We start from the raw sequence: 24,325 nt of genomic DNA on the forward strand, positions 1-24,325 counted from the left end.
CATACAGCAACAGGAACGAAAAATGAAGATAGCGACGATAAAAACTGGGCTTGCTTCACTGGCGCTGATGCCGGGGCTGGTAATGGCGGCACCTGCGGTAGCCGATAAAGCCGACAATGCGTTTATGATGATTTGTACTGCGCTGGTGCTGTTTATGACCATTCCGGGGATTGCCCTGTTTTACGGTGGGTTGATTCGCGGCAAAAATGTGCTGTCGATGTTGACGCAAGTGACCGTGACGTTTGCGCTGGTTTGTATTTTGTGGGTGGTGTATGGCTACTCGCTGGCGTTTGGCGAGGGGAACAACTTTTTTGGCAACATTAACGGGTTGATGTTGAAAAATATTGAGCTGACCGCAGTGATGGGCAGTATTTATCAGTACATCCACGTTGCGTTTCAGGGATCGTTTGCCTGTATTACTGTGGGCCTGATCGTCGGAGCGCTGGCAGAACGAATCCGCTTCTCAGCTGTGTTGATTTTCGTGGTGGTATGGCTGACGCTCTCTTACATTCCGATTGCACACATGGTCTGGGGCGGAGGTTTGCTGGCTTCTCACGGCGCTCTGGATTTTGCGGGCGGCACAGTAGTACACATTAACGCCGCAATCGCCGGTCTGGTGGGCGCGTATCTGATAGGCAAGCGCGTGGGCTTCGGCAAAGAGGCGTTTAAACCGCACAACCTGCCGATGGTCTTTACCGGTACTGCCATTCTCTATATCGGTTGGTTTGGCTTTAACGCCGGGTCCGCAGGCACGGCGAATGAAATTGCGGCGCTGGCATTTGTGAATACGGTGGTAGCAACGGCGGCGGCAATTCTTGGCTGGATCTTCGGCGAATGGGCGCTGCGTGGTAAACCGTCGCTGCTGGGGGCGTGTTCTGGCGCGATTGCCGGTCTGGTCGGTGTGACGCCAGCCTGTGGCTATATTGGTGTTGGCGGCGCGTTGATTATCGGCGTGGTAGCTGGTCTGGCGGGCTTGTGGGGCGTTACTATGCTTAAACGCCTGTTGCGGGTCGATGATCCCTGTGATGTCTTCGGTGTGCACGGTGTTTGTGGCATTGTCGGCTGTATCATGACCGGGATTTTCGCCGCCAGCTCGCTGGGTGGTGTGGGCTTCGCTGAGGGGGTGACAATGGGGCATCAGTTGCTGGTTCAGCTGGAAAGCATCGCCATTACCATCGTCTGGTCTGGTGTGGTGGCGTTTATAGGCTACAAACTGGCGGATCTGACGGTTGGCCTACGCGTACCGGAAGAGCAGGAGCGCGAAGGACTGGACGTCAACAGTCACGGCGAAAATGCCTACAACGCGTAACCAGCAATCAAACGCCAGTTTGCCTGATGCGCTGCGTTTATCAGGCCTACAATAAAAATCACAATTTATTGAGTTTATAAGGATTGCCAGGCCGAATAAGGTATTTACGCCGCATCCGGCATCAACAAAGAGCACGTTACCAACTATCTGGCAGCCGGGTGGTTTTCACCTCCGGCTGCTTTTTTAATTGTGATTACGCATTACCCCTTCCTGAACGGTCGAGGCAACTAACACGCCATCCTGGGTGTAAAACTCTCCGCGTACAAATCCGCGGGCACTGGATGCTGATGTGCTCTCCACGTTATACAACAGCCACTCATTTAAATTAAATGGCCGATGGAACCACATCGAATGGTCGATGGTGGCAATCTGAATCCCCGGCTCGAGAAAACCGATGCCGTGCGGCTGTAGGGCGACGGGCAGGAAGTTCAGATCAGAAGCGTAACCGAGCAAATACTGATGAACGCGCAGATCATCCGGTACGTTGCCATTCGCGCGGATCCATACCTGACGATGCGGTTCTGCGACGTGACCTTTCAACGGGTTATGAAACTCTACAGGACGCACTTCCAGCGGACGATCGCAAATAAATTTATCTTTCAATACTGGCGGCAGAAGGTGCGCCAGCGACTGGGCGATTTGCGTTTCCGATGGCAGACCATCAGGTGAGGGAGCAGGTGGCATCGTTTTTTGATGTTCAAATCCGGCTTCCGGCGCCTGGAAAGAGGCGGTCATATAAAAGATGGGTTTACCATTTTGAATAGCCGCTACCCGACGGGCGCTAAAACTGTTGCCATCGCGCAGTGTTTCCACATCATAAATTATTGGGTTTTGACTATCGCCAGGGCGAAGAAAGTAGCTGTGGAATGAATGTACCAGACGTTCTTCGGGGACCGTCTCTTTTGCAGCATATAGTGCCTGACCCACGACCTGACCGCCAAAGACCTGGCGTAAACCTAAATCTTCACTCTGGCCGCGAAAGAGTCCTTCCTCAATTTTTTCCAGATTTAACAATGTCAGCAAATTTTTTAAGGCCTGACTCATATTAACTCTCCAGTAACAAAGCTGCCGTAGCAAGCCAAAGTGAGTTGAGTATAACGCAATTTTGTCACTGGTCCGATGGGTGCAATAGTCTGAATTACTGACTAAATGCAGGCGTAAATACGTGATGTGTGCCACACTTATTGATGTTAATGTTTTGTTAATCAATCCCCGGTAAGGAAAGCAGCCTGCTGGCGCATTGATTATAAGGAGAAGTGAATGAAACTCGTGCACATGGTTAGTGGTTTAGCGGTTGCCATTGCGCTAGCGGCTTGCGCAGATAAAAACGCGGATATCCAGACGCCAGCGCCTGCTGCAAATACCTCTATTGCAGCGACACAGCAACCTGCTATTCAGCAACCGAATGTTTCCGGTACCGTTTGGATCCGTCAGAAAGTCGCATTGCCGCCCGACGCGGTGCTGACCGTGACACTTTCTGACGCATCGTTAGCGGATGCGCCGTCAAAAGTGCTGGCGCAGAAAGCGGTGCGAACCGAAGGTAAACAGTCACCGTTCAGTTTTGTTCTGCCGTTTAACCCGGCGGATGTGCAGCCGAAAGCACGTATTCTGCTGAGTGCGGCGATTACCGTGAATGATAAACTGATGTTTATCACCGATACCGTTCAGCCGGTGATCAATCAGGGCGGGACCCGGGCCGACCTGACATTGGTGCCGGTTCAGCAAACTGCTGTACCGGTTCAGGCTAGCGGTGGCGCAACGACTACCGTACCTTTGACTTCACCAACTCAGGTGAATCCATCTTCGGCAGTTCCGGCGCCAGCGCAATATTAAACGCAGTAACCCTCTCTACCCGGAGAGGGTTAATAGTTCCAGCGATAACGCTGTAAGTCGATTTGCCCGCTTCCTGATACCATCACACCTTCTGCCAGTAATGCCTGTCGTTGACGCTGTAAATCCGGTCCAGTTAGCGAAATTGTGCCATGACGATTAACTACCCGATGCCAGGGTAAGGTGCTGCCTTCGGGGAGACGCTTTAACACACCACCCACCTGGCGCGCGGCGCGGGGAGAGCCTGCCAGTCTGGCGACATCGCCGTAGGTGGTTACATAGCCTTCTGGAATGGCGGCAACAATTTGCCAGACGCGCTGGGGAAATGAGTCTTCTTTTTCCATCTTTTCTTCCTGAGGTAATCTTCCAGCATAATCTGGAAAAACGCCCGAGTGAAGTCGCATTGCGCAAGAAACCAGCATCCGGTACGCAATGGGTTGCAATTAGCGGGGGCAGCAGTGATAATGCGCCTGCGCGTTGATTTTCAACGCTCTCAATGGGGGCTCTGTTGGTTCTCCCGCAACGCTACTCTGTTTACCAGGTCAGGTCCGGAAGGAAGCAGCCAAGGCAGATGACGCGTGTGCCGGGATGTAGCTGGCAGGGCCCCCACCCATTTCTGCCGTCCCTGCCGTTTCGTCAAAAAATCCCAATGAGTCTAAACTTTAACCACGACTGACGCCGCAAGAATTGTCTGGCTGCGCAGTGCGCTTCGGAGGTCTTTCTGATGAAGTATGTTGATGGTTTTGTGGTTGCTGTGCCTGCCGAAAATAAAGAAGCCTATCGAGAAATGGCCGCTAAGGCGGCACCGCTGTTTAAAGAGTTTGGCGCACTTCGCATTGTTGAATGCTGGGCCAGCGATGTGCCGGATGGCAAGGTGACTGATTTTCGTATGGCGGTAAAGGCGAAAGAGAATGAAGAAGTGGTTTTTAGCTGGATTGAATACCCTTCAAAAGAGGTCCGCGACGCGGCCAATAAAAAAATGATGTCTGACCCGCGAATGAAAGAATTCGGCGAGTCTATGCCATTTGATGGTAAGCGAATGATTTATGGTGGATTCGAGTCAATCATCGACGAGTAGCCCGGCGGGCTGTGCGGCGTGCCGCCAGCCCCTAAATTTACAGGTGTTGTTCTGCCCAACGAATGAAATCTTCTTTTGGTAAGGCCTTGCTGTACAACCAGCCCTGACCGTAATGAACGCCATGTTGACGTAACCACTCTTCTTGTTTGCTGGTTTCTATCCCTTCCGCCACCATTTTCAGATTCAGCGTTTTTGCCATTTCGATGATATGTGGCGTGACATTTTTATATTCCAGCGCATCAACGAAAGACTTATCTATCTTCAGAATGTCGACATCCAGATCCTGCAAATAACTCAAACTCGAGTAGCCGGTACCAAAGTCATCGAGATAAATATCATGTCCTGCCTGACGGTATCTGGCGATGATTGGCGCGCTGGTTTTAGGATCGGCAAACTCACGCTCCGTGAGTTCAAGGGCGATTTGTTTGGGATTGACCTGGTAACGATGGATCATTTCCCGCAAGAGGTACGGAATTTTTTCCGAGGTGAGTACTGTGGATTCAAGATTTATTGAAATATGTTGATCCGGGTGCTGGTGTAGCCAGCTACCCATATCTTCAAAGACGCTTCTGATAATCAACAAGGTCAGCGGTTCGGAAAGTCCGGTTTGCTGCGATAGTGGAATAAATATCTCCGGCGACAGCCATGAGCCGTCAGTTTGTGGCCAGCGAGCCAGAGCTTCAGCCCCCACGATTTTTCCGCTACTTAAAGAGACAATCGGCTGATAATGTACACAAATATCATGGTTTTCAATGGCATCTTGCAAACGGTAATGCGGAGACTGAACCCGACGTAAAATTCGTAACACAAACATTGCCGCCAACAGGCCAATTAACAGCCCAACAGGCAGCCAAATAAAGACCTGGCGATGCCAGCCTTTTTGCATTAGCTGCGTGGAGGCCCAGGTAATGATCGAAATATTCATCTCCGGGAAGGGCTGGATATTGTAAATGATTCCGTTGCTTTCAACATGCTCACCGGTTTTTTCTTGTAGTCGGGTGATTATTCCCCGAGCAATTTCGTCGCTACTGGTAATCACAATGTTATGGACGTTGCCAACAATGGCAGCATCAATTCGCCATGAACTATAGGGAATCACATCGATAAAGGAAGCCGGGTCGATCATTACCACGTAATTTGTGGTTCCCATTGCGACCATATAGCGAGTAATACCTAAATCGTTATGCGACGTTAGCCAGACACGGTAGCCGTCTTTGGAGATTTTACCGGGTTCGGGGAAAGTGTCAGGCGGGCTTTTATGTTCCAGCGAGGAACATAAAGGAACATTATTCTTTATATAAAGGACTTCCTGGACATAGCGATAGCTGTAAGAAACGCGGCGCATTTCCATCAGATGTTCATTACTACAGGCGTTTCCCTGCCATCTTTCCAGTTCTTGTAACGCACTTTTCCCCTGGGCTGCCACTTTATCGGCACGAATGGCAACGCGAGAAGAATAGGTGTTCAGCTCCTCCACAAACGATGCTTCTACTTGTTGATGTGCCAGCCAGATGCTTAAGCCTACCGGCAACAGTACAGAAAGGATAAGTACTCCCGAAATCAGGCTGACCAGATGTCGTGTTCTCACCAACATGTCCTTATTAACACAATGTAGGGAAAGTATATCCGATAGTGGAAAAGGGGAGACAGAAGATAGGTCATTTGCGCGGGGCTTTCGCGAGGCGAAATCTGGCAATGATTGTTGTCAATTAACCAGGCGCAGAGATTTACGCCTGGTGTGATACCTCAACTTAAGAGGTCGCTTCGGTGCGTGCGAGGGTGAAAATATCGTAAAAGGACAACTGACCTTTACGAGTAAGCATGTTTTGCAACTGTTCTTTGTGGATGTTAGCGACACGCGGCGAGTTCAGAATAGACTCTACCAGTACTGTTGGAACATAGCGTGTGTTGTACCATTCACCGTTGTAACAAACCCGGAAATCCAGCACGTCGATATCTTCATAGCGATAGCGTGGATAAACGTCAAAAAAGAAGAAACCGTTAAGCAGGATAAACAACACCACCAGAAGCCAGACAGAGTCCACCAATGTTTCAGATTGTAACATTACTGCCAGTGTGGCGAAAAAAGCGACATACATGCCGATGAATAGCCCCGGATGTTTACGGATGAAACTGATACTAAAGCGGGGTTTGTTGTCGCGTTTTTCATGCGCATTCAGAGAATCAATCGTTTCGGTCAGCAGGCGTTGTATTTCGGTCATTTTTGCCTTCGTGGAATCTGTAGCTTTTCAGGGAACACCCTATTTTAACGTGGGAATGATACGAGGGAAGTAACAGATTGGACACATTTTTGCATAACAGTTGTAACTATGGTTGCAACTTTTTAATGATTCTGGCCGGATTGCCGCCGACAATAACGTTGTCAGGAATATTTTTAGTGACAACTGCGCCGGAAGCCACAACAACGTTATCACCAATAATGACACCCGGATTGATGACAGCACGCCCGCCAATCCAGACATTATTACCTATCGTCACGGGTTTCCCCAGTTCTACGCCGCTATTGCGCGCGACCGGATCGACAGGATGCGTGGCGGTATAGATATGTACCCCTGGCGCCAGCATGCAATTATCACCGATACGAATAGGGCAGACATCAAGCATCACGCAATCGAAGTTCGCGTAAAACCCTTTACCGAGGTAAATGTTATAGCCATAGTCGCAGCGAAAGGAGGGTTCAATATACGCATCCATCACTTGACCGAGTAAATCGGTAAGAATTTGCTGGCGTAATGTTTGCTCTTCCGGTGAGGAATGATTGTATTGATGAATAAGCTGACGAGCGCGCAGGCGATCACGAGATAAAGTCTCATCTGCTGAGCGATACAACTCACCAGCAATCATCTTTTCTTTTTCTGAACTCATTACTGACTTCCCGGTTGCTGAACATGCAGCAACACAGTAATGCGAAAAGTCCGTTAAGAGAACGTATCCGCGACTTCCGTGTGATAAAAATCACACATAATATACCCTCGATACAATAGAATATAAAATTCTTATTAAACAGAAGGTTATAGTTAAAGATATGTATTGTTAATTTATTACCGAATGAATTTCCACACTGAGGAAGGGATCTTGTCATATAGCTTATTCATAGTCAGCTCTGCAAGACGATGGTCGGCAGCTGAGTAAAATACCGCCAATTCATTATCTGATAATTCATATTTATTTTTCTCGATAACACGTTCCAGTGTGTCAATTGTCTGGCAACGACGCAGACGCATCAAATAATCGGTTTTTGTTAAAGGTTTATCGGACATACTTCTACCCATGGTTGTAATAATTCTAACAAGATAAACTTGCAGGATTCGCTTTGGTGGCGTTAACAAAGCAACGGAACAATCGGTTACCTGACTTCCGCCATTTCTGAAGATCCTGCATATTAATACCATAACTACTGAACAACATAAAGGTGTCGTCCAGATATTCATCAATCTGTTCAATGAGCTTATTGTCTTCATTATACTTAATTTTGTAATTAAGTGCGAAGGTCGCAATATGCTCAATCAGTTCATTCAGCTGTAGATTGATTGCCGAGGTTGGGTCATTTACCCAGCCATGGTTACTTTCTTCAAGGTTTGCAAGACAGTCATGATACAGGGTTTCGCAGAGAAACTTAAGCTGTGCGATATCATGTCTTTTTGGTGAGTATTCATCCATAATGCGTCCCCTTTCATTAGTGGTTTAACTAACGGACACCTTTCGGGATGGGTACAACTCTACTGACCTGGACTTGTCCTCTCGCTTGTTACTTTAACTATAAGCCACTCTATAACGAATTTCATTGCATTATTACGAAAAATTACAATCAGGAAGGGAAGTGTGGAAGGACTCACTTTTTCATCCTGGCATAAGTCCGACATAGACAAAAGCGGTTTGTCGCATTCTATTCATGACGTTATCGGGATTATCGTTGGGCGGTAAAACTACCATGGATATTGTCATACTAATAACCAGGAATGCTCCGATTATGGCGTAATAATCAGAAGTTAATAAAGAATTGCCGCAAATAAATAAGAATAGCCTCTACATAACTCTGAATTATAAAACCTATTAGTGCGACTTAATATAAATTAACTAACAATAAGCATTTTCTATGAATTTAAAAAAGTAAACGCTAACTTTCGTATGAAGCATTTGGGGGAGCGGTTGTTCCATTCAGATTACGTGCATTAAAAAGGCCGCTTACGCGGCCTTCGTGGTTACGAACTTAATCAGTGATGATTGACGGTATGGTTATGTTCAAGATCTTCGTTTTTGCGGCTAAAGCGGCGGCGAACCACCACAAAGAACACCGGAACGAAGAAGATAGCCAGTACCGTAGCGGTCACCATCCCGCCCATAACGCCAGTACCTACCGCGTTCTGTGCGCCGGAACCTGCACCGGTGCTGATAACCAGCGGCATAACGCCGAGGATAAATGCCAGTGAGGTCATCAGGATTGGACGTAAACGCATTCGCACAGCGTCCAGAGTAGCTTCGATCAGACCTTTGCCTTCTTTATCCATCAAGTCTTTGGCGAATTCCACAATAAGTATCGCGTTCTTCGCCGACAAACCAATGGTTGTGAGTAGGCCTACCTGGAAGTAAACGTCGTTGGTCAGGCCACGGAAAGTCGCCGCCAGCAACGCGCCGATAACCCCTAACGGAACAACCAGCATAACGGAGAACGGAATCGACCAGCTCTCGTACAACGCCGCCAGACACAGGAATACGACAATCAACGAAATCGCGTACAGTGACGGTGCCTGGTTGCCGGAGAGACGCTCCTGATAGGACATCCCCGTCCAGTCGTAGCCAACGCCTGTAGGCAGTTTGCTTGCCAGTTCTTCCATCAGCGCCATTGCTTCACCAGTACTCTTACCTGGTGCAGCCTGGCCCAGGATTTCCATGGATGGCAGACCGTTGTAACGTTCCAGACGCGGTGAACCGTATTCCCAACGAGAAGAAGAGAACGCTGAGAATGGCACCATCTGCCCATTGGCGGCACGGACATACCAGTCGCCGATATCTTCCGGCAGCATGCGGTATTTCGCTTCTGACATCACGTAAACTTTCTTCACACGACCGCGGTCGATAAAGTCGTTCACGTAACTGCCGCCCCATGCCGCGCCCAGGGTAGTGTTGATATCGCTGATAGAAACACCCAGTGCCTGGGCTTTCTCCTGGTCGATATCAATCTTGAACTGCGGGGTATCTTCCAGACCGTTAGGACGTACGCTGGTCAGCAGATCAGGATGCTTCGCTGCTTCACCCAGTAGCTGGTTACGCGCCTGAGTCAGTTTCTCATGGCCGAGGCCTGCCTGGTCAATCAGCTCAAAGTCAAAACCGGTTGCTGTACCCAGTTCCACAATCGCAGGCAGGTTAAAGGCGAATACCATCGCATCTTTAATCTGCGAGAAGGCGCGAGTCGCACGCATGGTGATTGCTTCAACTTTGTTTTCATCGCCCGGACGGTCAGCCCAGTCTTTCAACGAAACGAACGCAATACCTGTGTTCTGACCACGCCCTGCAAAGCCGAAGCCGTTAACGGCGAATACCGACTCAACGTTTTTCTTCTCTTTGGTCAGATAGTAATCCGTCACCTCGTTAAGGACTTTCTGTGTACGTTCCTGCGTTGCACCTGCTGGCAACTGAACCATGGTCATAAATACGCCCTGGTCTTCATCTGGCAAGAAGGAGCTTGGCAGACGCACGAACAGATAAGCCATGCCGACCACAATGATCAGATACAGCGCCAGATAACGACCCGTACTGCGCAGAATACCGCCTACGCTATCGGTGTAGTGGTGCGTGCTCTTCTCGAACATGCGGTTAAACCAACCGAAGAAGCCTTTTTTACCTTCTCCGTGATCGCCTTTAGCGATCGGTTTTAGCATGGTGGCACAAAGTGCCGGAGTCAGGATCAACGCCACCAGTACTGACAGCGCCATCGCCGAAACAATGGTGATGGAGAACTGACGATAAATTGCCCCGGTCGAGCCGCCAAAGAAGGCCATCGGCACGAATACCGCCGACAGTACCATCGCGATACCGACCAGCGCGCCCTGAATCTGTCCCATTGACTTACGCGTGGCTTCTTTCGGCGGCAAACCTTCTTCCGCCATCACACGTTCAACGTTTTCTACTACAACGATGGCGTCATCCACCAACAGGCCGATGGCGAGCACCATCCCGAACATCGTTAGCGTGTTTATCGAGAAGCCAAAGGCGGCAAGGACGGCAAAGGTCCCCAGCAATACCACCGGTACGGCAATGGTCGGAATCAATGTCGCACGGAAGTTCTGCAAGAACAGATACATGACCAGGAACACGAGGATGATCGCTTCGACCAGCGTTTTCACCACTTCGTGAATAGAGATTTTCACGAACGGCGTAGTATCGTACGGATAAACGATTTTCAGACCCGACGGGAAGAACGGTTCCATTTTCGCCAGTTCAGCGCGGATTGCCGCAGCGGTATCCAGCGCGTTAGCGCCGGTTGCCAGCTTGATCCCCAGACCGGAAGCTGGTTGACCATTAAACTCAGCGATAATGTCGTAGTTCTCACCGCCCAGCTCAATTTTCGCCACATCACGCAGCAGAACACGGGAACCATCCTGATTCACTTTCAGCAGAATTTTGCCGAACTCTTCCGTAGAGGTCAGACGCGTCTGAGCAATAATCGAGGCGTTAAGCTGCTGGCCTTTTACCGGTGGAGTACCACCAAGCTGACCGGCCGCGACCTGGGCGTTCTGCGCTTTGATTGCGGTAATGACATCAACTGGTGTTAACTGGTATTTGTTCAGTTCGTTCGGGTTCATCCAGATACGCATCGCGTACTGGGAACCAAACAACTGAACGTCACCCACGCCCGACGTACGACTGATGGCATCTTTCATATTCGCTGCCACATAGTCGGAGATATCCTCCTGCGTCATGGTGCCGTCGGTGTTGATAACGCCGACAACCATCAGGAAGCTGCTGGAAGATTTCTCAACGCTCACCCCTTGTTGTTGTACTTCCTGCGGCAGCAACGGCATCGCCAGTTGCAGTTTGTTCTGCACCTGAACCTGCGCGATATCCGCATCAGTACCGGACTCAAAGGTCAGGGTGATTTGCACGGTACCCGTGGAGTCACTGTTGGAGGACATGTACATCAGATTATCGATACCGTTCATATTCTGTTCGATAACCTGGGTAACCGTATCCTGCACCGTTTTCGCATCAGCACCGGGATAGGTAGCGGAGATCGTCACTGCCGGCGGTGCAATAGTAGGATATTGCGCCACCGGCAGTTTGAGGATCGCGAGTCCCCCTGCCAACATGATAATGATGGCGATCACCCACGCAAAAATCGGGCGATCGATAAAGAAATTAGGCATGTCTTAACGGCTCCTGTTTAAGTTAAGACTTAGACTGTTCAGACTGAGCACCGCTTGTGGCTTGCTGGTTGTTATCAGCGGTTATCTCTTGCGCTTTTACCTGAACACCAGGACGCACTTTCTGCAGCCCACTGATTACTACGCGCTCGCCTGCTTTCAGACCTTCCGTTACCAACCACTTATCGCCAATAGCCTGGCTTGCGACGATCGGGCGAGTTTCCACTTTGTCATCCGCGCCTACTACCAGTACGGTGGCTTCGCCGCGTGGTGTACGAGTTACACCCTGTTGCGGTACTAAAATGGCGTTTGGATTCAGCCCTTCTTCCAGACGTGCGCGCACGAACATACCCGGCAGCAGCGTGTGATCCGGGTTCGGGAAGATAGCGCGTAACGTGATAGATCCGGTGGTTTGATCAACGGTAACGTCAGAGAACTCCAGCGTACCGTCCTGCGGGAACTTAATGCCGTCGCTGGTGATCAGCGATACTTTGGCTTTGCCGTTCTCTTGCTTCAGCGTGCCGTTAGCGAGTTCTTGTTTCAGACGCAAGAAGTCGTTGCTGGACTGGGTCACATCAACGTAGATCGGATCAAGCTGTTGCACGGTTGCCAGCGCTGTTGCCTGACCATTTTGCACCAGTGCGCCTTCCGTCACGGCCGATTTACCAATACGGCCGCTGATTGGAGAAGTCACTTTGGTGTAAGCCAGGTTAATTCGCGCGGTTTCAACAGCTGCTTTTGCCGCAGTAACTGCAGCGTTCGCTTGTTGCGCGTTAGCCAGTGCCTGATCGTACTCTTGCTTACTGATGTACTGAGTGCCGAGCAGTTTCTGATAACGATTCACTGTCAGTTGCGCGATATTGGCGGCAGCCTGTGCTTTCGCCAGATCGCCTTTCGCACTGTCGTATGCTGCCTGATAGGTCGCAGGATCAATCTGATAGAGAGAGACACCGGCGTCGATATCGCTACCCTCTTTGAAATTACGCTTCAGGATTATCCCACTAACTTGAGGACGAACTTCTGCGATCCGGTAGGCGCTGGTGCGACCCGGAAGCTCAGTCGTGATCTGCAGAGGTTCAGTTTTGACTGTCACTACACCAACGGCGGGCATCTGCTGGCCACCTTGTTGGGCCGGTTTGTCGTCACATCCTGTTAGGGCTAAGCTGCCTGAGAGCATCAGAACGACCGCCAGAGGCGTAAACCCTCTGTTTTTGTTCATATGTAAACCTCGAGTGTCCGATTTCAAATTGGTCAATGGTCAAAAGTTGATAAACCCATTGCTGCGTTTATATTATCATCGTGCTATGGTACATACATTCATAAATGTATGTAAATCTAACGCCTGTAAATTCACTAACATATGGCACGAAAAACCAAACAAGAAGCGCAAGAAACGCGCCAACACATCCTCGATGTGGCTCTACGTCTTTTCTCACAGCAAGGAGTATCATCCACCTCGCTGGGAGAGATTGCAAAAGCTGCTGGCGTTACGCGCGGTGCAATCTACTGGCATTTTAAAGATAAGTCGGATTTGTTTAGTGAGATCTGGAAGCTTTCTGAGTTCAATATTGGTGAACTAGAGCTTGAGTATCAGGCAAAATTCCCTGACGATCCACTCTCTGTATTAAGAGAAATATTAATTCATGTTCTTGAAGCCACGGTGACGGAAGAACAGCGTCGATTATTGATGGAGATTATATTCCACAAATGCGAATTTGTCGGAGAAATGTCTGTTGTTCAACAGGCGCAGCGTAATCTTTGCCTTGAAAGTTATGACCGTATAGAGCAAACGTTAAAACATTGTATTGAAGCAAAAATGTTGCCAGCGGATTTAATGACACGCCGCGCGGCGATTATTATGCGAGGCTATATTTCGGGCCTGATAGAAAACTGGCTGTTTGCTCCGCAATCTTTTGATCTCAATAAAGAAGCCCGCGATTACGTCACCATTTTATTGGAGATGTATCAACTTTGCCCCACGCTTCGCGCACCTGTGGCTAATGTGAAATCCTGAATCTGGCTCCAGGATTTTTCCTGGACATTTTCACCGTTGCTATTCTGGTTCTCCCCGTCGTGATATTCTATCGGTTTGACTATTTCAGGTCGCCCTTCAGGTTTAGAAACCTTCATTCATCATGACTATGTTCCAGTATTACAAACGATCACGGCATTTTGTTTTTTCAGCATTTATTGCTTTTGTTTTTGTCTTGTTATGCCAGAACACGGCGTTGGCGCGGGCGTCATCGAATGGTGATCTCCCGATGAAAGCTGACCTGCAGGCACAGCTTGATACACTCAATAAACAAAAAGATCTTTCTGCCCAGGACAAACTGGTGCAGCAGGATCTTACGGACACCTTAGCCACCCTCGACAAAATTGATCGCGTAAAAGAAGAAACGGTTCAATTACGACAAAAAGTTGCTGATGCGCCCGAGAAAATGCGCCAGGCGACGGCGGCGTTAACTGCGCTGAGCGATGTAGATAACGACGAAGAAACGCGTAAAACACTTAGCACGCTCTCTCTGCGTCAACTGGAATCTCGTGTCTCCCAGGCGCTGGATGACTTGCAAAATGCACAAAACGATCTGGCTTCCTATAACAGCCAACTGGTGTCGTTACAGACGCAGCCGGAACGTGTGCAAAACGCGATGTATACCGCTTCGCAGCAACTGCAACAAATTCGCAGTCGGCTGGATGGCACCGACGTTGGTGAAGCTGCGTTACGCCCCAGCCAAAAAGTGTTGCTGCAGGCGCAACAGGCGCTGTTGAGTGCCGAAATTGACCAGCAGCGTAAAAGTCTGGAAGGGAACACCGTCTTGCAGGATACCCTGCAAAAGCAACGTGATTACGTGACGGCGAACAGCGCGCGCCTGGAGCACCAGTTGCAATTGTTGCAAGAAGCGGTAAATAGCAAGCGCCTGACCTTAACCGAAAAAACGGCCCAGGAAGCGGTCACTCCAGATGAAACCGCGCGTATTCAGGCTAATCCGTTGGTGAAGCAGGAACTGGAAATTAACCAGCAGTTAAGCCAGCGTCTGATTACCGCTACCGAAAACGGTAATCAGTTAATGCAGCAAAATATCAAAGTTAAAAACTGGCTGGAGCGGGCGCTGCAATCGGAACGCAATATCAAAGAGCAGATTTCTGTCCTGAAGGGCAGTCTGTTGTTGTCGCGTATTCTTTATCAGCAACAACAAACACTGCCATCGGCGGATGAACTGGAAAACATGACCAACCGCATCGCGGATTTGCGTCTCGAACAGTTTGAGGTCAATCAGCAGCGTGATGCGTTGTTCCAGAGCGATGCGTTTGTCAGCAAACTGGAAGAAGGTCATGCTAACGAAGTTAATGACGAAGTTCACGATGCTTTGTTACAAGTCGTTGATATGCGTCGCGAACTTCTGGATCAGCTAAACAAACAGTTGGGTAATCAACTGATGATGGCCATTAACCTGCAAATCAACCAGCAGCAGTTAATGAGCGTGTCGAAAAACCTGAAATCCATCCTGACTCAGCAAATCTTCTGGGTGAACAGTAACCGTCCGATGGACTGGGACTGGATTAAAGCGTTCCCACAATCGCTGCAAGATGAATTTAAGTCGATGAAAATCACGGTGAACTGGGAAAAAGCCTGGCCTGCCGTATTTATCGCTTTCCTTGCTGGTTTGCCGCTGTTGTTGATTGCCGGGCTAATTCACTGGCGTCTGGGATGGTTGAAGGCATACCAACAAAAACTGGCTTCGGCAGTAGGTTCTCTGCGTAACGATAGCCAGCTTAATACGCCGAAAGCCATTCTTATCGACCTGATCCGCGCGCTGCCAGTGTGCCTGATTATTCTTGCCGTCGGACTGATCCTGCTGACCATGCAGCTCAACATTAGCGAATTGCTATGGTCGTTCAGCAAAAAACTGGCGATTTTCTGGCTGGTATTTGGCCTGTGCTGGAAAGTGCTGGAAAAAAATGGCGTTGCCGTACGTCACTTTGGTATGCCCGAGCAACAAACCAGTCACTGGCGTCGACAGATTGTTCGCATCAGCCTCGCGTTGCTGCCTATCCATTTCTGGTCTGTGGTGGCAGAACTTTCCCCGCTGCATCTGATGGATGACGTGCTGGGGCAGGTAATGATTTTCTTCAACCTGTTGTTGATTGCTTTTCTTGTGTGGCCGATGTGCCGCGAAAGCTGGCGCGATAAAGAGTCGCACACCATGCGACTGGTGACTATTACCGTGCTGTCGATTATCCCGATTGCACTAATGGCGTTGACTGCTACAGGGTATTTCTATACCACGTTGCGTCTGGCTGGGCGCTGGATTGAAACCGTTTATCTGGTGATCATCTGGAACTTGCTTTACCAGACGGTGCTGCGTGGTTTAAGCGTGGCGGCGCGGCGTATCGCCTGGCGTCGTGCGCTGGCGCGTCGGCAGAATCTGGTGAAAGAAGGGGCGGAAGGCGCTGAACCGCCGGAAGAACCGACTATCGCGCTGGAACAGGTCAACCAGCAGACGCTGCGTATTACCATGCTGCTGATGTTTGCGCTGTTTGGCTTGATGTTCTGGGCGATTTGGTCCGATTTGATCACCGTGTTCACCTATCTCGACAGCATCACACTGTGGCATTACAACGGCACCGAAGCTGGTGCGGCGGTGGTGAAAAACGTGACCATGGGCAGCCTGTTGTTTGCGATTATCGCATCGATGGTTGCCTGGGCGCTGATTCGCAACTTACCCGGTTTGCTGGAAGTACTGGTACTTTCACGGCTGAACATGCGCCAGGGCGCGTCGTATGCCATTACCACTATCCTTAACTACATCATTATTGCCATTGGTGCGATGACGGTATTTGGGGCGCTTGGCGTCTCGTGGGATAAACTCCAGTGGCTGGCGGCGGCATTATCCGTAGGTCTTGGTTTTGGTTTACAAGAGATTTTCGGTAACTTCGTCTCCGGTTTGATCATTCTGTTCGAACGTCCGGTTCGTATTGGCGATACGGTAACCATTGGTAGCTTCTCCGGGACGGTCAGCAAGATCCGTATTCGTGCGACGACGATTACCGATTTCGATCGCAAAGAAGTGATCATTCCGAATAAAGCGTTTGTCACCGAGCGTCTGATCAACTGGTCGTTGACTGACACCACCACGCGTCTGGTGATCCGCCTGGGCGTGGCCTATGGCTCCGATCTGGAAAAAGTACGGAAGGTGTTGCTGAAAGCGGCGACTGAGCATCCAAAAGTGATGCACGAGCCGATGCCAGAAGTTTTCTTCACGGCGTTTGGCGCCAGCACGCTGGACCACGAGTTGCGTCTGTACGTTCGTGAACTACGCGATCGTAGCCGCACCGTCGATGAGCTGAACCGTACCATTGATCAATTGTGCCGTGAAAACGACATCAACATTGCCTTTAACCAACTTGAAGTGCATTTGCACAACGAGAAGGGCGATGAAGTGACGGAAGTGAAACGCGACTACAAAGGTGACGATCCGACGCCTGCGGTAGGGTAAGAACGAAAGGGGCGGCATTTAGTTGTCCCGAGATTGCTAACAAAGTACGCATTGTTCATGCCGGATGCGGCGTGACCGCCTTATCCGGCCTACGAAACCGTAAGAATTCAATATATTGCAGGAGCGGTGTAGGCCTGATAAGCGTAGCGCATCAGGCAGTTTTGCGTTTGCTTGCAATCTTAGGGGACATTTAGCGGCCCCATTTATTTTTCGCTTTGCGCCTCATCATCGCGCGTTAATTTCTTTTCATAATCGCGCTTCACAATATCCAGCGCGCGCAGCACGGTGCGGGCAGGGATCTGATTTTCTTCCAGTAGCACAATCAAATCGACGGCCAGTTTGACATCGTCCGGCGCATTTTCCAGTGACATATATTCTCCATTATTAACGAGTTAAGCGAGCCAGCTTATTCTCGATTTTTTCCAGCGCATGGCGACACCGCACCAGGCGCGCTTCATAAGCTTCTACTTCACGATACAGTGTCTGTTGCTCGACTAAATCAGTCGTCTGCGCCAGACGGTTTTTTCGCTCCATCACCATCTCATATAAACGCCGCTCAAATTCCTGGTGCTGAATACGTTTTCGTTGCCAACGGGCAATTTTTGGTGGTGCGCTATCCCACTCGCGTAGCGACCAGGCTGCGGCTTCACGCGCTATAGCCTCCAGTTGCGCCGCCAGATGTTCTGCCAGCCAGGCCACTTGCGGTAGTTGCTGTTGCTCAACCGCATGACGAAGCGCGGACAAATGATCCCCCGCTTCATCCAGACACGCCTGTAACGTTGTCGTGCGAGTTTGAAAAAGATGGCGATCAAAACGGGCGCTTAGCGTGCTGAACTGCGCCACCGGGGCACAACGCTGGCGTAGCGTGGCCAGCTGAACGGCCAGTTTTTCCAGTAGCAGGGCAGTTTTCACGGCAAGACCTCAATGAAAATGATAATTGTTATGCTAAAGTAGCCTCTCTGTAAGCTGACTACATATACTATGCAACGAATCATTTTAATCATCATTGGCTGGCTGGCGGTAGTGCTGGGTACGCTGGGCGTGATATTGCCGGTTTTGCCGACGACGCCGTTTATCCTGCTGGCAGCCTGGTGCTTTGCCCGTTCTTCTCCGCGCTTTCATGCATGGTTGCTGTACCGCTCATGGTTTGGCAGTTATTTACGCTTCTGGCAGAAACATCATGCCATGCCACGTGGTGCGAAACCGCGGGCGATTTTCATTATTTTGATCACTTTTGCGATTTCTCTGTGGTTCGTAAAGATGCCGTGGGTGCGCATCATGTTGCTGGTTATTCTTACTTGCTTGCTTTTCTATATGTGGCGAATTCCGGTGATTGATGAAAAGCAAGAAAAGCACTGAAGCTCAACAATCGCAGTTGCAATTATTGCGTACAGCCAGTACATTCTGGCGTTTTCGAGCACAGGCGCAGGCGGTCAAAGGTTAAACAACTGTTACTTTTGATACGTTTAAAACGCGCCGTGAGTACCACCGTAACAAGCAGGCTACACTTATGACCGCGACTGCACAGCAGCTTGAGTATCTCAAAAATAGCATCAAAAGCATTCAGGACTACCCAAAACCCGGCATTCTTTTCCGCGATGTCACCAGCTTACTGGAAGACCCGAAAGCTTACGCTCTCAGCATCGACTTGCTGGTTGAGCGTTACAAAAATGCGGGCATTACCAAAGTTGTCGGCACTGAAGCGCGTGGCTTCTTGTTTGGCGCCCCGGTAGCGCTGGGGCTGAACGTTGGTTTTGTGCCGGTACGTAAACCGGGCAAATTGCCGCGTGAAACCATCAACGAAACTTACGATCTGGAATACGGCACCGATCAACTGGAGATCCACGTTGATGCCATCAAACCAGGCGACAAAGTGTTGGTAGTAGACGATCTGCTGGCAACTGGCGGCACCATCGAAGCGACGGTTAAACTGATTCGTCGCCTGGGTGGTGAAGTGGCTGATGCTGCGTTTATTATCAACCTGTTCGATCTCGGCGGCGAACAGCGTCTCGAAAAACAGGGCATTACCTGCTACAGCCTTGTCCCGTTCCCGGGCCATTAATTATCGCCAGTCTTGTGCTGTCCACGCTACGGACAGCACAAGATGTGCATTCAGCCTCGCCGTTCTGGCGGGGCTGTGTTAGCATTACCCCTTCGTGAATCCACCTTCCAGCGTTTCAGAGCCTGCCAATGAGTTATCAGGTCTTAGCCCGAAAATGGCGCCCACAAACCTTTGCTGACGTCGTCGGCCAGGAACATGTGCTGACCGCACTGGCGAACGGCTTGTCGTTAGGGCGTATTCATCATGCTTATCTTTTTTCCGGCACTCGCGGCGTCGGGAAAACCTCTATCGCCCGACTGCTGGCGAAGGGGCTAAATTGCGAAACCGGCATTACCGCAACGCCGTGCGGTGTGTGCGATAACTGCCGTGAAATCGAGCAGGGGCGCTTTGTCGATCTGATAGAGATCGACGCTGCCTCGCGTACCAAAGTCGAAGATACCCGCGACCTGCTGGACAACGTTCAGTACGCACCAGCACGTGGTCGTTTTAAAGTTTATCTGATCGACGAAGTGCATATGCTGTCGCGCCACAGCTTTAACGCACTGCTAAAAACCCTTGAAGAGCCACCAGAGCACGTCAAGTTCCTGCTGGCGACGACCGATCCGCAGAAATTACCGGTGACGATTTTGTCGCGCTGTCTGCAATTTCATCTCAAGGCGCTGGATGTCGAGCAAATTCGTCATCAGCTTGAGCACATCCTCAACGAAGAGCATATTGCTCATGAGCCGCGTGCACTGCAACTGCTGGCACGTGCCGCCGAAGGCAGTTTGCGAGACGCGTTAAGTCTGACCGATCAAGCGATTGCCAGCGGCGACGGACAGGTTTCAACCCAGGCGGTCAGTGCGATGCTGGGTACGCTTGATGACGATCAGGCGTTATCGCTGGTTGAAGCGATGGTCGAGGCCAACGGCGAGCGCGTAATGGCGCTAATTAATGAAGCTGCTGCCCGTGGTATTGAGTGGGAAGCTTTGCTGGTGGAAATGCTCGGTCTGTTGCACCGCATTGCGATGGTGCAGCTTTCACCTGCCGCGCTCGGCAACGATATGGCGGCTATTGAACTGCGAATGCGTGAACTGGCGCGTACCGTACCGCCGACGGATATTCAGCTTTATTATCAGACGCTACTGATTGGTCGCAAAGAACTGCCGTATGCGCCGGACAGACGCATGGGGGTTGAAATGACGCTGCTGCGCGCGCTGGCGTTTCATCCACGGATGTCGTTGCCTGAACCGGAAACGCCGCGTCAGTCCGTCGCGCCAACGGCGGTAATGACACCTACGCAAATGCCGCCGCAACCGCAATCTATGCCTCAGCAGGCGCCGACGGTACCGCTCTCAGAAACCACCAGCCAGGTGCTGGCGGCGCGCCAGCAATTGCAGCGCGCTCAGGGAGCAACCAAAGCAAAAAAGAGTGAACCGGCAGCCGCTACCCGCGCGCGGCCGGTGAATAACGCTGCGCTGGAAAGACTGGCTTCGGTCACCGATCGCGTTCAGGCGCGCCCAGTGCCATCGGCGCTGGAAAAAGCGCCAGCCAAAAAAGAAGCGTATCGCTGGAAAGCGACTACTCCAGTGATGCAGCAGAAAGAAGTGGTCGCCACGCCGAAGGCGCTGAAGAAAGCGCTGGAGCATGAAAAAACGCCGGAACTGGCGGCTAAGCTGGCGACTGAAGCCATTGAGCGCGACCCGTGGGCAGCCCAGGTGAGTCAGCTTGCGTTGCCAAAACTGGTCGAACAGGTGGCGTTAAATGCCTGGAAAGAGGAGAACGGCAACGCGGTGTGCCTGCATTTACGTTCCTCCCAGCGGCATTTGAATAACAGCGGCGCACAGCAAAAACTGGCTGAGGCGTTGAGCGCGTTAAAGGGGGCAACGGTTGAACTGACTATCGTTGAAGATGATAATCCCGCAGTGCGCACGCCGCTGGAATGGCGTCAGGCGATATACGAAGAAAAACTTGCGCAGGCGCGCGAGTCCATTATTGCGGATAATAATATCCAGACTCTGCGTCGATTCTTCGATGCGGAACTGGATGAAGAAAGTATCCGCCCCATTTGATCGTAAGCCAGGCTTACGATCGTCATCCTTAACGTGATTGAGAGAGAAACCTATGTTTGGTAAAGGCGGTCTGGGCAACCTGATGAAGCAAGCCCAGCAGATGCAAGAAAAAATGCAGAAAATGCAGGAAGAGATCGCGCAGCTGGAAGTCACCGGCGAATCTGGCGCAGGTCTGGTAAAAGTGACCATCAATGGTGCTCACAACTGCCGTCGCGTAGAGATCGACCCGAGCCTTCTGGAAGACGACAAAGAGATGCTGGAAGATCTGGTTGCTGCCGCATTCAACGATGCAGCACGCCGCATCGAAGAAACTCAGAAAGAAAAAATGGCGTCTGTTTCTTCTGGAATGCAGTTGCCGCCAGGCTTTAAGATGCCGTTCTGATGCAAACCAGCCCGCTGTTGACACAGCTTATGGAAGCTCTGCGCTGTCTGCCGGGCGTTGGCCCGAAGTCGGCGCAGCGTATGGCGTTCACGCTGCTTCAGCGCGATCGTAGCGGCGGGATGCGCCTGGCGCAGGCGCTCACCCGGGCGATGTCGGAAATCGGTCACTGCGCCGATTGCCGTACCTTCACTGAACAGGAAGTTTGTAACATCTGTTCGAATCCGCGTCGTCAGGAAAACGGTCAAATCTGCGTGGTGGAGAGTCCGGCGGACATCTACGCCATTGAGCAGACTGGACAGTTTTCAGGCCGTTATTTTGTGTTGATGGGACACCTGTCGCCGCTGGACGGCATCGGTCCAGATGATATTGGCCTCGATCGCCTGGAACAGCGTCTGGCAGAGGAAAAGATCACCGAAGTGATCCTCGCGACCAACCCGACGGTCGAAGGTGAAGCCACCGCTAACTACATCGCCGAGCTTTGTGCGCAATATGGCGTTGAAGCCAGCCGAATCGCTCATGGCGTACCGGTTGGCGGCGAACTGGAAATGGTCGATGGCACTACGCTGTCGCACTCCCTTGCCGGGCGTCATAAGATTCGTTTTTAAGCAAACGAGAGCGGGATCACCTGCTCTCGCTTGAAATTATTCGCCCTTGTCCCCATCTCTCCCTCATCCTGTTTTTAACCTTAAAAATGGCATTGTTGAGGTAGACCTACATGAAAGGACAAGAAACTCGTGGTTTTCAGTCAGAAGTGAAACAGCTTCTGCACCTGATGATCCATTCTCTCTATTCCAATAAAGAAATTTTCCTGCGTGAGCTTATCTCTAACGCCTCCGATGCGGCGGACAAGTTACGTTTCCGCGCGCTCTCTAACCCGGATCTGTACGAAGGTGATGGCGAACTGCGCGTTCGCGTCTCTTTCGATAAAGACAAGCGCACCCTGACCATCTCCGATAACGGCGTGGGGATGACCCGCGACGAAGTGATCGACCATTTAGGGACTATCGCGAAATCTGGCACCAAATCATTCCTCGAATCCCTGGGTTCTGACCAGGCGAAAGACAGCCAGCTGATCGGTCAGTTTGGTGTTGGTTTCTACTCCGCGTTTATCGTGGCCGACAAGGTAACCGTGCGTACCCGTGCGGCAGGCGAAAAACCAGAAAACGGCGTGTTCTGGGAATCGGCGGGTGAAGGTGAATACACCGTTGCCGACATCACCAAAGACGATCGCGGTACTGAAATCACCCTGCATCTGCGTGAAGGCGAAGACGAGTTCCTCGACGACTGGCGCGTGCGCTCTATCATCAGCAAATACTCCGACCATATCGCGCTGCCGGTAGAGATCGAAAAACGCGAAGAGAAAGACGGCGAAACCGTTATCTCCTGGGAGAAAATCAACAAAGCGCAGGCGCTGTGGACCCGTAACAAGTCGGAAATCACCGACGAAGAGTACAAAGAGTTTTACAAACACATCGCCCACGACTTTAACGATCCGCTGACCTGGAGCCACAATCGCGTTGAAGGTAAGCAGGAGTACACCAGCCTGCTGTACATCCCGTCGCAGGCGCCGTGGGATATGTGGAACCGCGATCATAAACACGGCCTGAAACTGTACGTCCAGCGTGTGTTCATCATGGACGACGCAGAACAGTTTATGCCGAACTATCTGCGTTTTGTACGTGGCCTGATTGACTCCAGCGATCTGCCGCTGAACGTTTCCCGTGAAATCCTCCAGGACAGCACGGTAACGCGTAACCTGCGCAATGCGCTGACCAAGCGTGTACTGCAAATGCTGGAAAAACTGGCGAAAGACGACGCGGAAAAATACCAGACCTTCTGGCAACAGTTTGGCCTGGTACTGAAAGAAGGTCCGGCGGAAGATTTCGCCAACCAGGAAGCCATCGCTAAACTGCTGCGTTTTGCTTCTACCCATACCGACTCTTCTGCACAGACCGTGTCTCTGGAAGACTACGTTTCCCGCATGAAAGAAGGGCAGGAGAAAATCTACTACATCACCGCAGACAGCTATGCGGCAGCGAAGAGCAGCCCGCATCTGGAACTGCTGCGTAAGAAAGGCATCGAAGTTCTGCTGCTTTCCGACCGCATCGATGAGTGGATGATGAACTATCTGACTGAGTTCGACGGTAAACCGTTCCAGTCTGTGTCTAAAGTTGACGAGTCGCTGGAAAAACTGGCTGACGAAGTTGATGAGAGCGCGAAAGAAGCGGAGAAAGCACTGACTCCGTTCATCGACCGTGTGAAAGCCCTGCTCGGCGAGCGTGTGAAAGATGTCCGTCTGACCCACCGTCTGACCGATACGCCAGCGATTGTCTCTACCGACGCGGACGAAATGAGCACTCAGATGGCGAAACTGTTTGCCGCAGCGGGCCAGAAAGTGCCGGAAGTGAAATACATCTTCGAACTGAACCCGGATCACGTACTGGTGAAACGCGCGGCAGATACCGAAGATGAAGCGAAGTTCAGCGAGTGGGTAGAACTGCTGCTGGATCAGGCGCTGTTGGCAGAACGCGGTACGCTGGAAGATCCAAACCTGTTTATTCGCCGTATGAACCAGCTGCTGGTTTCCTGATGTAATGCCGGATACATCCTATCCGGTATATCGGTAAATGTGGTGCCGGATGACCTTCGTGTCATCCGGCATTTTTTCTTTTTAGTATCTGCATTTTCCGCAAATTATCTCCCCTTTAACCGTTTCAGCCTCAGGAGCCTTCC

22 protein-coding genes, 1 other RNA gene and 1 other annotated feature are annotated in these 24,325 nt (G+C 50.9%); of the genes, 12 read left to right on the top strand and 11 right to left on the bottom strand.

The genetic code is table 11. The annotated features are described in order from the left end of the window. The first annotated feature begins 22 nt into the window (after window positions 1-22). Window positions 23-1,309, top strand: coding sequence for an ammonium transporter AmtB (amtB, locus tag PS053_RS20180; RefSeq protein WP_000685014.1), 1,287 nt, complete (start codon window positions 23-25; stop codon window positions 1,307-1,309). A 183-nt stretch (window positions 1,310-1,492) separates the two neighbouring features. On the opposite strand, the gene tesB is transcribed toward amtB, so the two are convergent. Continuing rightward, on the bottom strand, window positions 1,493-2,353 hold the full coding sequence (tesB, locus tag PS053_RS20185; protein WP_000075878.1) for an acyl-CoA thioesterase II: 861 nt from the start codon (window positions 2,351-2,353) through the stop codon (window positions 1,493-1,495). A gap of 216 nt (window positions 2,354-2,569) precedes the next feature. On the opposite strand from tesB, the gene PS053_RS20190 reads away from it, so the two are divergent. Then, window positions 2,570-3,142 carry a YbaY family lipoprotein gene (locus tag PS053_RS20190; RefSeq protein ID WP_000779847.1) on the top strand — a complete coding sequence of 191 codons (573 nt, stop codon included), beginning with the start codon at window positions 2,570-2,572 and terminating at the stop codon, window positions 3,140-3,142. A gap of 29 nt (window positions 3,143-3,171) precedes the next feature. On the opposite strand, the gene PS053_RS20195 is transcribed toward PS053_RS20190, so the two are convergent. Further along, window positions 3,172-3,483: an MGMT family protein gene (locus PS053_RS20195; protein WP_000409915.1), complete on the bottom strand. Its 312-nt coding sequence runs from the start codon at window positions 3,481-3,483 to the stop codon at window positions 3,172-3,174. 162 nt (window positions 3,484-3,645) lie between these two features. On the opposite strand from PS053_RS20195, the gene ffs reads away from it, so the two are divergent. After that, an RNA gene (gene ffs / locus PS053_RS20200) (signal recognition particle sRNA small type) lies at window positions 3,646-3,742 on the top strand. Window positions 3,743-3,863: 121 nt separating this feature from the next. Continuing rightward, a complete protein-coding gene (locus tag PS053_RS20205; protein WP_000878151.1) occupies window positions 3,864-4,217 on the top strand; it encodes a DUF1428 domain-containing protein in 354 nt (117 codons plus the stop codon). Between the two features lie 37 nt (window positions 4,218-4,254). Here PS053_RS20205 and PS053_RS20210 read toward each other — a convergent pair whose 3' ends face one another. The 7 genes from PS053_RS20210 to acrA form a co-directional block, all read right to left on the bottom strand. Beyond that, window positions 4,255-5,805, bottom strand: coding sequence for an EAL domain-containing protein (locus PS053_RS20210; RefSeq protein ID WP_001260378.1), 1,551 nt, complete (start codon window positions 5,803-5,805; stop codon window positions 4,255-4,257). Window positions 5,806-5,968: 163 nt separating this feature from the next. Beyond that, window positions 5,969-6,439 carry a YlaC family protein gene (locus tag PS053_RS20215; protein WP_059224581.1) on the bottom strand — a complete coding sequence of 157 codons (471 nt, stop codon included), beginning with the start codon at window positions 6,437-6,439 and terminating at the stop codon, window positions 5,969-5,971. 106 nt (window positions 6,440-6,545) lie between these two features. Beyond that, window positions 6,546-7,103, bottom strand: coding sequence for a maltose O-acetyltransferase (gene maa / locus PS053_RS20220; RefSeq protein ID WP_025237467.1), 558 nt, complete (start codon window positions 7,101-7,103; stop codon window positions 6,546-6,548). A 176-nt stretch (window positions 7,104-7,279) separates the two neighbouring features. Further along, window positions 7,280-7,498, bottom strand: a complete 219-nt coding sequence (locus PS053_RS20225; protein WP_001280991.1) for an HHA domain-containing protein — start codon at window positions 7,496-7,498, stop codon at window positions 7,280-7,282. A gap of 25 nt (window positions 7,499-7,523) precedes the next feature. Next, window positions 7,524-7,898: an Hha toxicity modulator TomB gene (tomB, locus tag PS053_RS20230; protein WP_000344798.1), complete on the bottom strand. Its 375-nt coding sequence runs from the start codon at window positions 7,896-7,898 to the stop codon at window positions 7,524-7,526. Between the two features lie 554 nt (window positions 7,899-8,452). Beyond that, the gene (acrB, locus tag PS053_RS20235; protein WP_001132500.1) at window positions 8,453-11,602 is read right to left on the bottom strand and encodes an efflux RND transporter permease AcrB; all 3,150 of its coding nucleotides are present in this window, start codon (window positions 11,600-11,602) and stop codon (window positions 8,453-8,455) included. Between the two features lie 22 nt (window positions 11,603-11,624). Further along, the gene (acrA, locus tag PS053_RS20240; protein WP_010334435.1) at window positions 11,625-12,818 is read right to left on the bottom strand and encodes a multidrug efflux RND transporter periplasmic adaptor subunit AcrA; all 1,194 of its coding nucleotides are present in this window, start codon (window positions 12,816-12,818) and stop codon (window positions 11,625-11,627) included. Window positions 12,819-12,959: 141 nt separating this feature from the next. Between acrA and acrR the strand changes: the two genes are divergently transcribed. Together acrR and mscK are read left to right on the top strand one after the other, a co-directional pair. Then, window positions 12,960-13,613, top strand: a complete 654-nt coding sequence (acrR, locus tag PS053_RS20245) for a multidrug efflux transporter transcriptional repressor AcrR (protein ID WP_000101747.1) — start codon at window positions 12,960-12,962, stop codon at window positions 13,611-13,613. Window positions 13,614-13,734: 121 nt separating this feature from the next. Further along, window positions 13,735-17,097 (top strand): mechanosensitive channel MscK, encoded by a 3,363-nt coding sequence (gene mscK / locus PS053_RS20250; RefSeq protein ID WP_256879048.1) that lies wholly within the window; start codon window positions 13,735-13,737, stop codon window positions 17,095-17,097. Between the two features lie 203 nt (window positions 17,098-17,300). On the opposite strand, the gene rsmS is transcribed toward mscK, so the two are convergent. Next, window positions 17,301-17,468, bottom strand: a complete 168-nt coding sequence (gene rsmS, locus PS053_RS20255; protein WP_000051147.1) for a pleiotropic regulatory protein RsmS — start codon at window positions 17,466-17,468, stop codon at window positions 17,301-17,303. Between the two features lie 13 nt (window positions 17,469-17,481). Continuing rightward, on the bottom strand, window positions 17,482-18,009 hold the full coding sequence (priC, locus tag PS053_RS20260) for a primosomal replication protein N'' (protein ID WP_256879047.1): 528 nt from the start codon (window positions 18,007-18,009) through the stop codon (window positions 17,482-17,484). Window positions 18,010-18,078: 69 nt separating this feature from the next. Here priC and PS053_RS20265 point away from each other — a divergent pair, with 69 nt between their 5' ends. From PS053_RS20265 to htpG, 6 genes are all read left to right on the top strand, one after another. After that, on the top strand, window positions 18,079-18,456 hold the full coding sequence (locus tag PS053_RS20265; protein ID WP_001188895.1) for a DUF454 family protein: 378 nt from the start codon (window positions 18,079-18,081) through the stop codon (window positions 18,454-18,456). A 151-nt stretch (window positions 18,457-18,607) separates the two neighbouring features. Continuing rightward, window positions 18,608-19,159, top strand: a complete 552-nt coding sequence (apt, locus tag PS053_RS20270) for an adenine phosphoribosyltransferase (RefSeq protein WP_000127357.1) — start codon at window positions 18,608-18,610, stop codon at window positions 19,157-19,159. Between the two features lie 128 nt (window positions 19,160-19,287). Then, entirely contained in the window at window positions 19,288-21,210 is a 1,923-nt protein-coding gene (dnaX, locus tag PS053_RS20275; RefSeq protein WP_256879046.1) for a DNA polymerase III subunit gamma/tau, read from the top strand. After that, window positions 20,543-20,607, top strand: a sequence feature (DnaX frameshifting element). Its footprint overlaps the gene before it by 65 nt. A gap of 52 nt (window positions 21,211-21,262) precedes the next feature. After that, a complete protein-coding gene (locus PS053_RS20280; protein ID WP_000467098.1) occupies window positions 21,263-21,592 on the top strand; it encodes a YbaB/EbfC family nucleoid-associated protein in 330 nt (109 codons plus the stop codon). Further along, window positions 21,592-22,197 (top strand): recombination mediator RecR, encoded by a 606-nt coding sequence (recR, locus tag PS053_RS20285; protein ID WP_001195026.1) that lies wholly within the window; start codon window positions 21,592-21,594, stop codon window positions 22,195-22,197. Before PS053_RS20280 ends, recR begins: the two co-directional genes overlap by 1 nt. A gap of 110 nt (window positions 22,198-22,307) precedes the next feature. Further along, entirely contained in the window at window positions 22,308-24,182 is a 1,875-nt protein-coding gene (gene htpG / locus PS053_RS20290) for a molecular chaperone HtpG (RefSeq protein WP_059220412.1), read from the top strand. Window positions 24,183-24,325: the final 143 nt, after the last annotated feature.

It is taken from the genome of Escherichia albertii, assembly GCF_028622335.1.
GTDB lineage: Bacteria > Pseudomonadota > Gammaproteobacteria > Enterobacterales > Enterobacteriaceae > Escherichia > Escherichia albertii.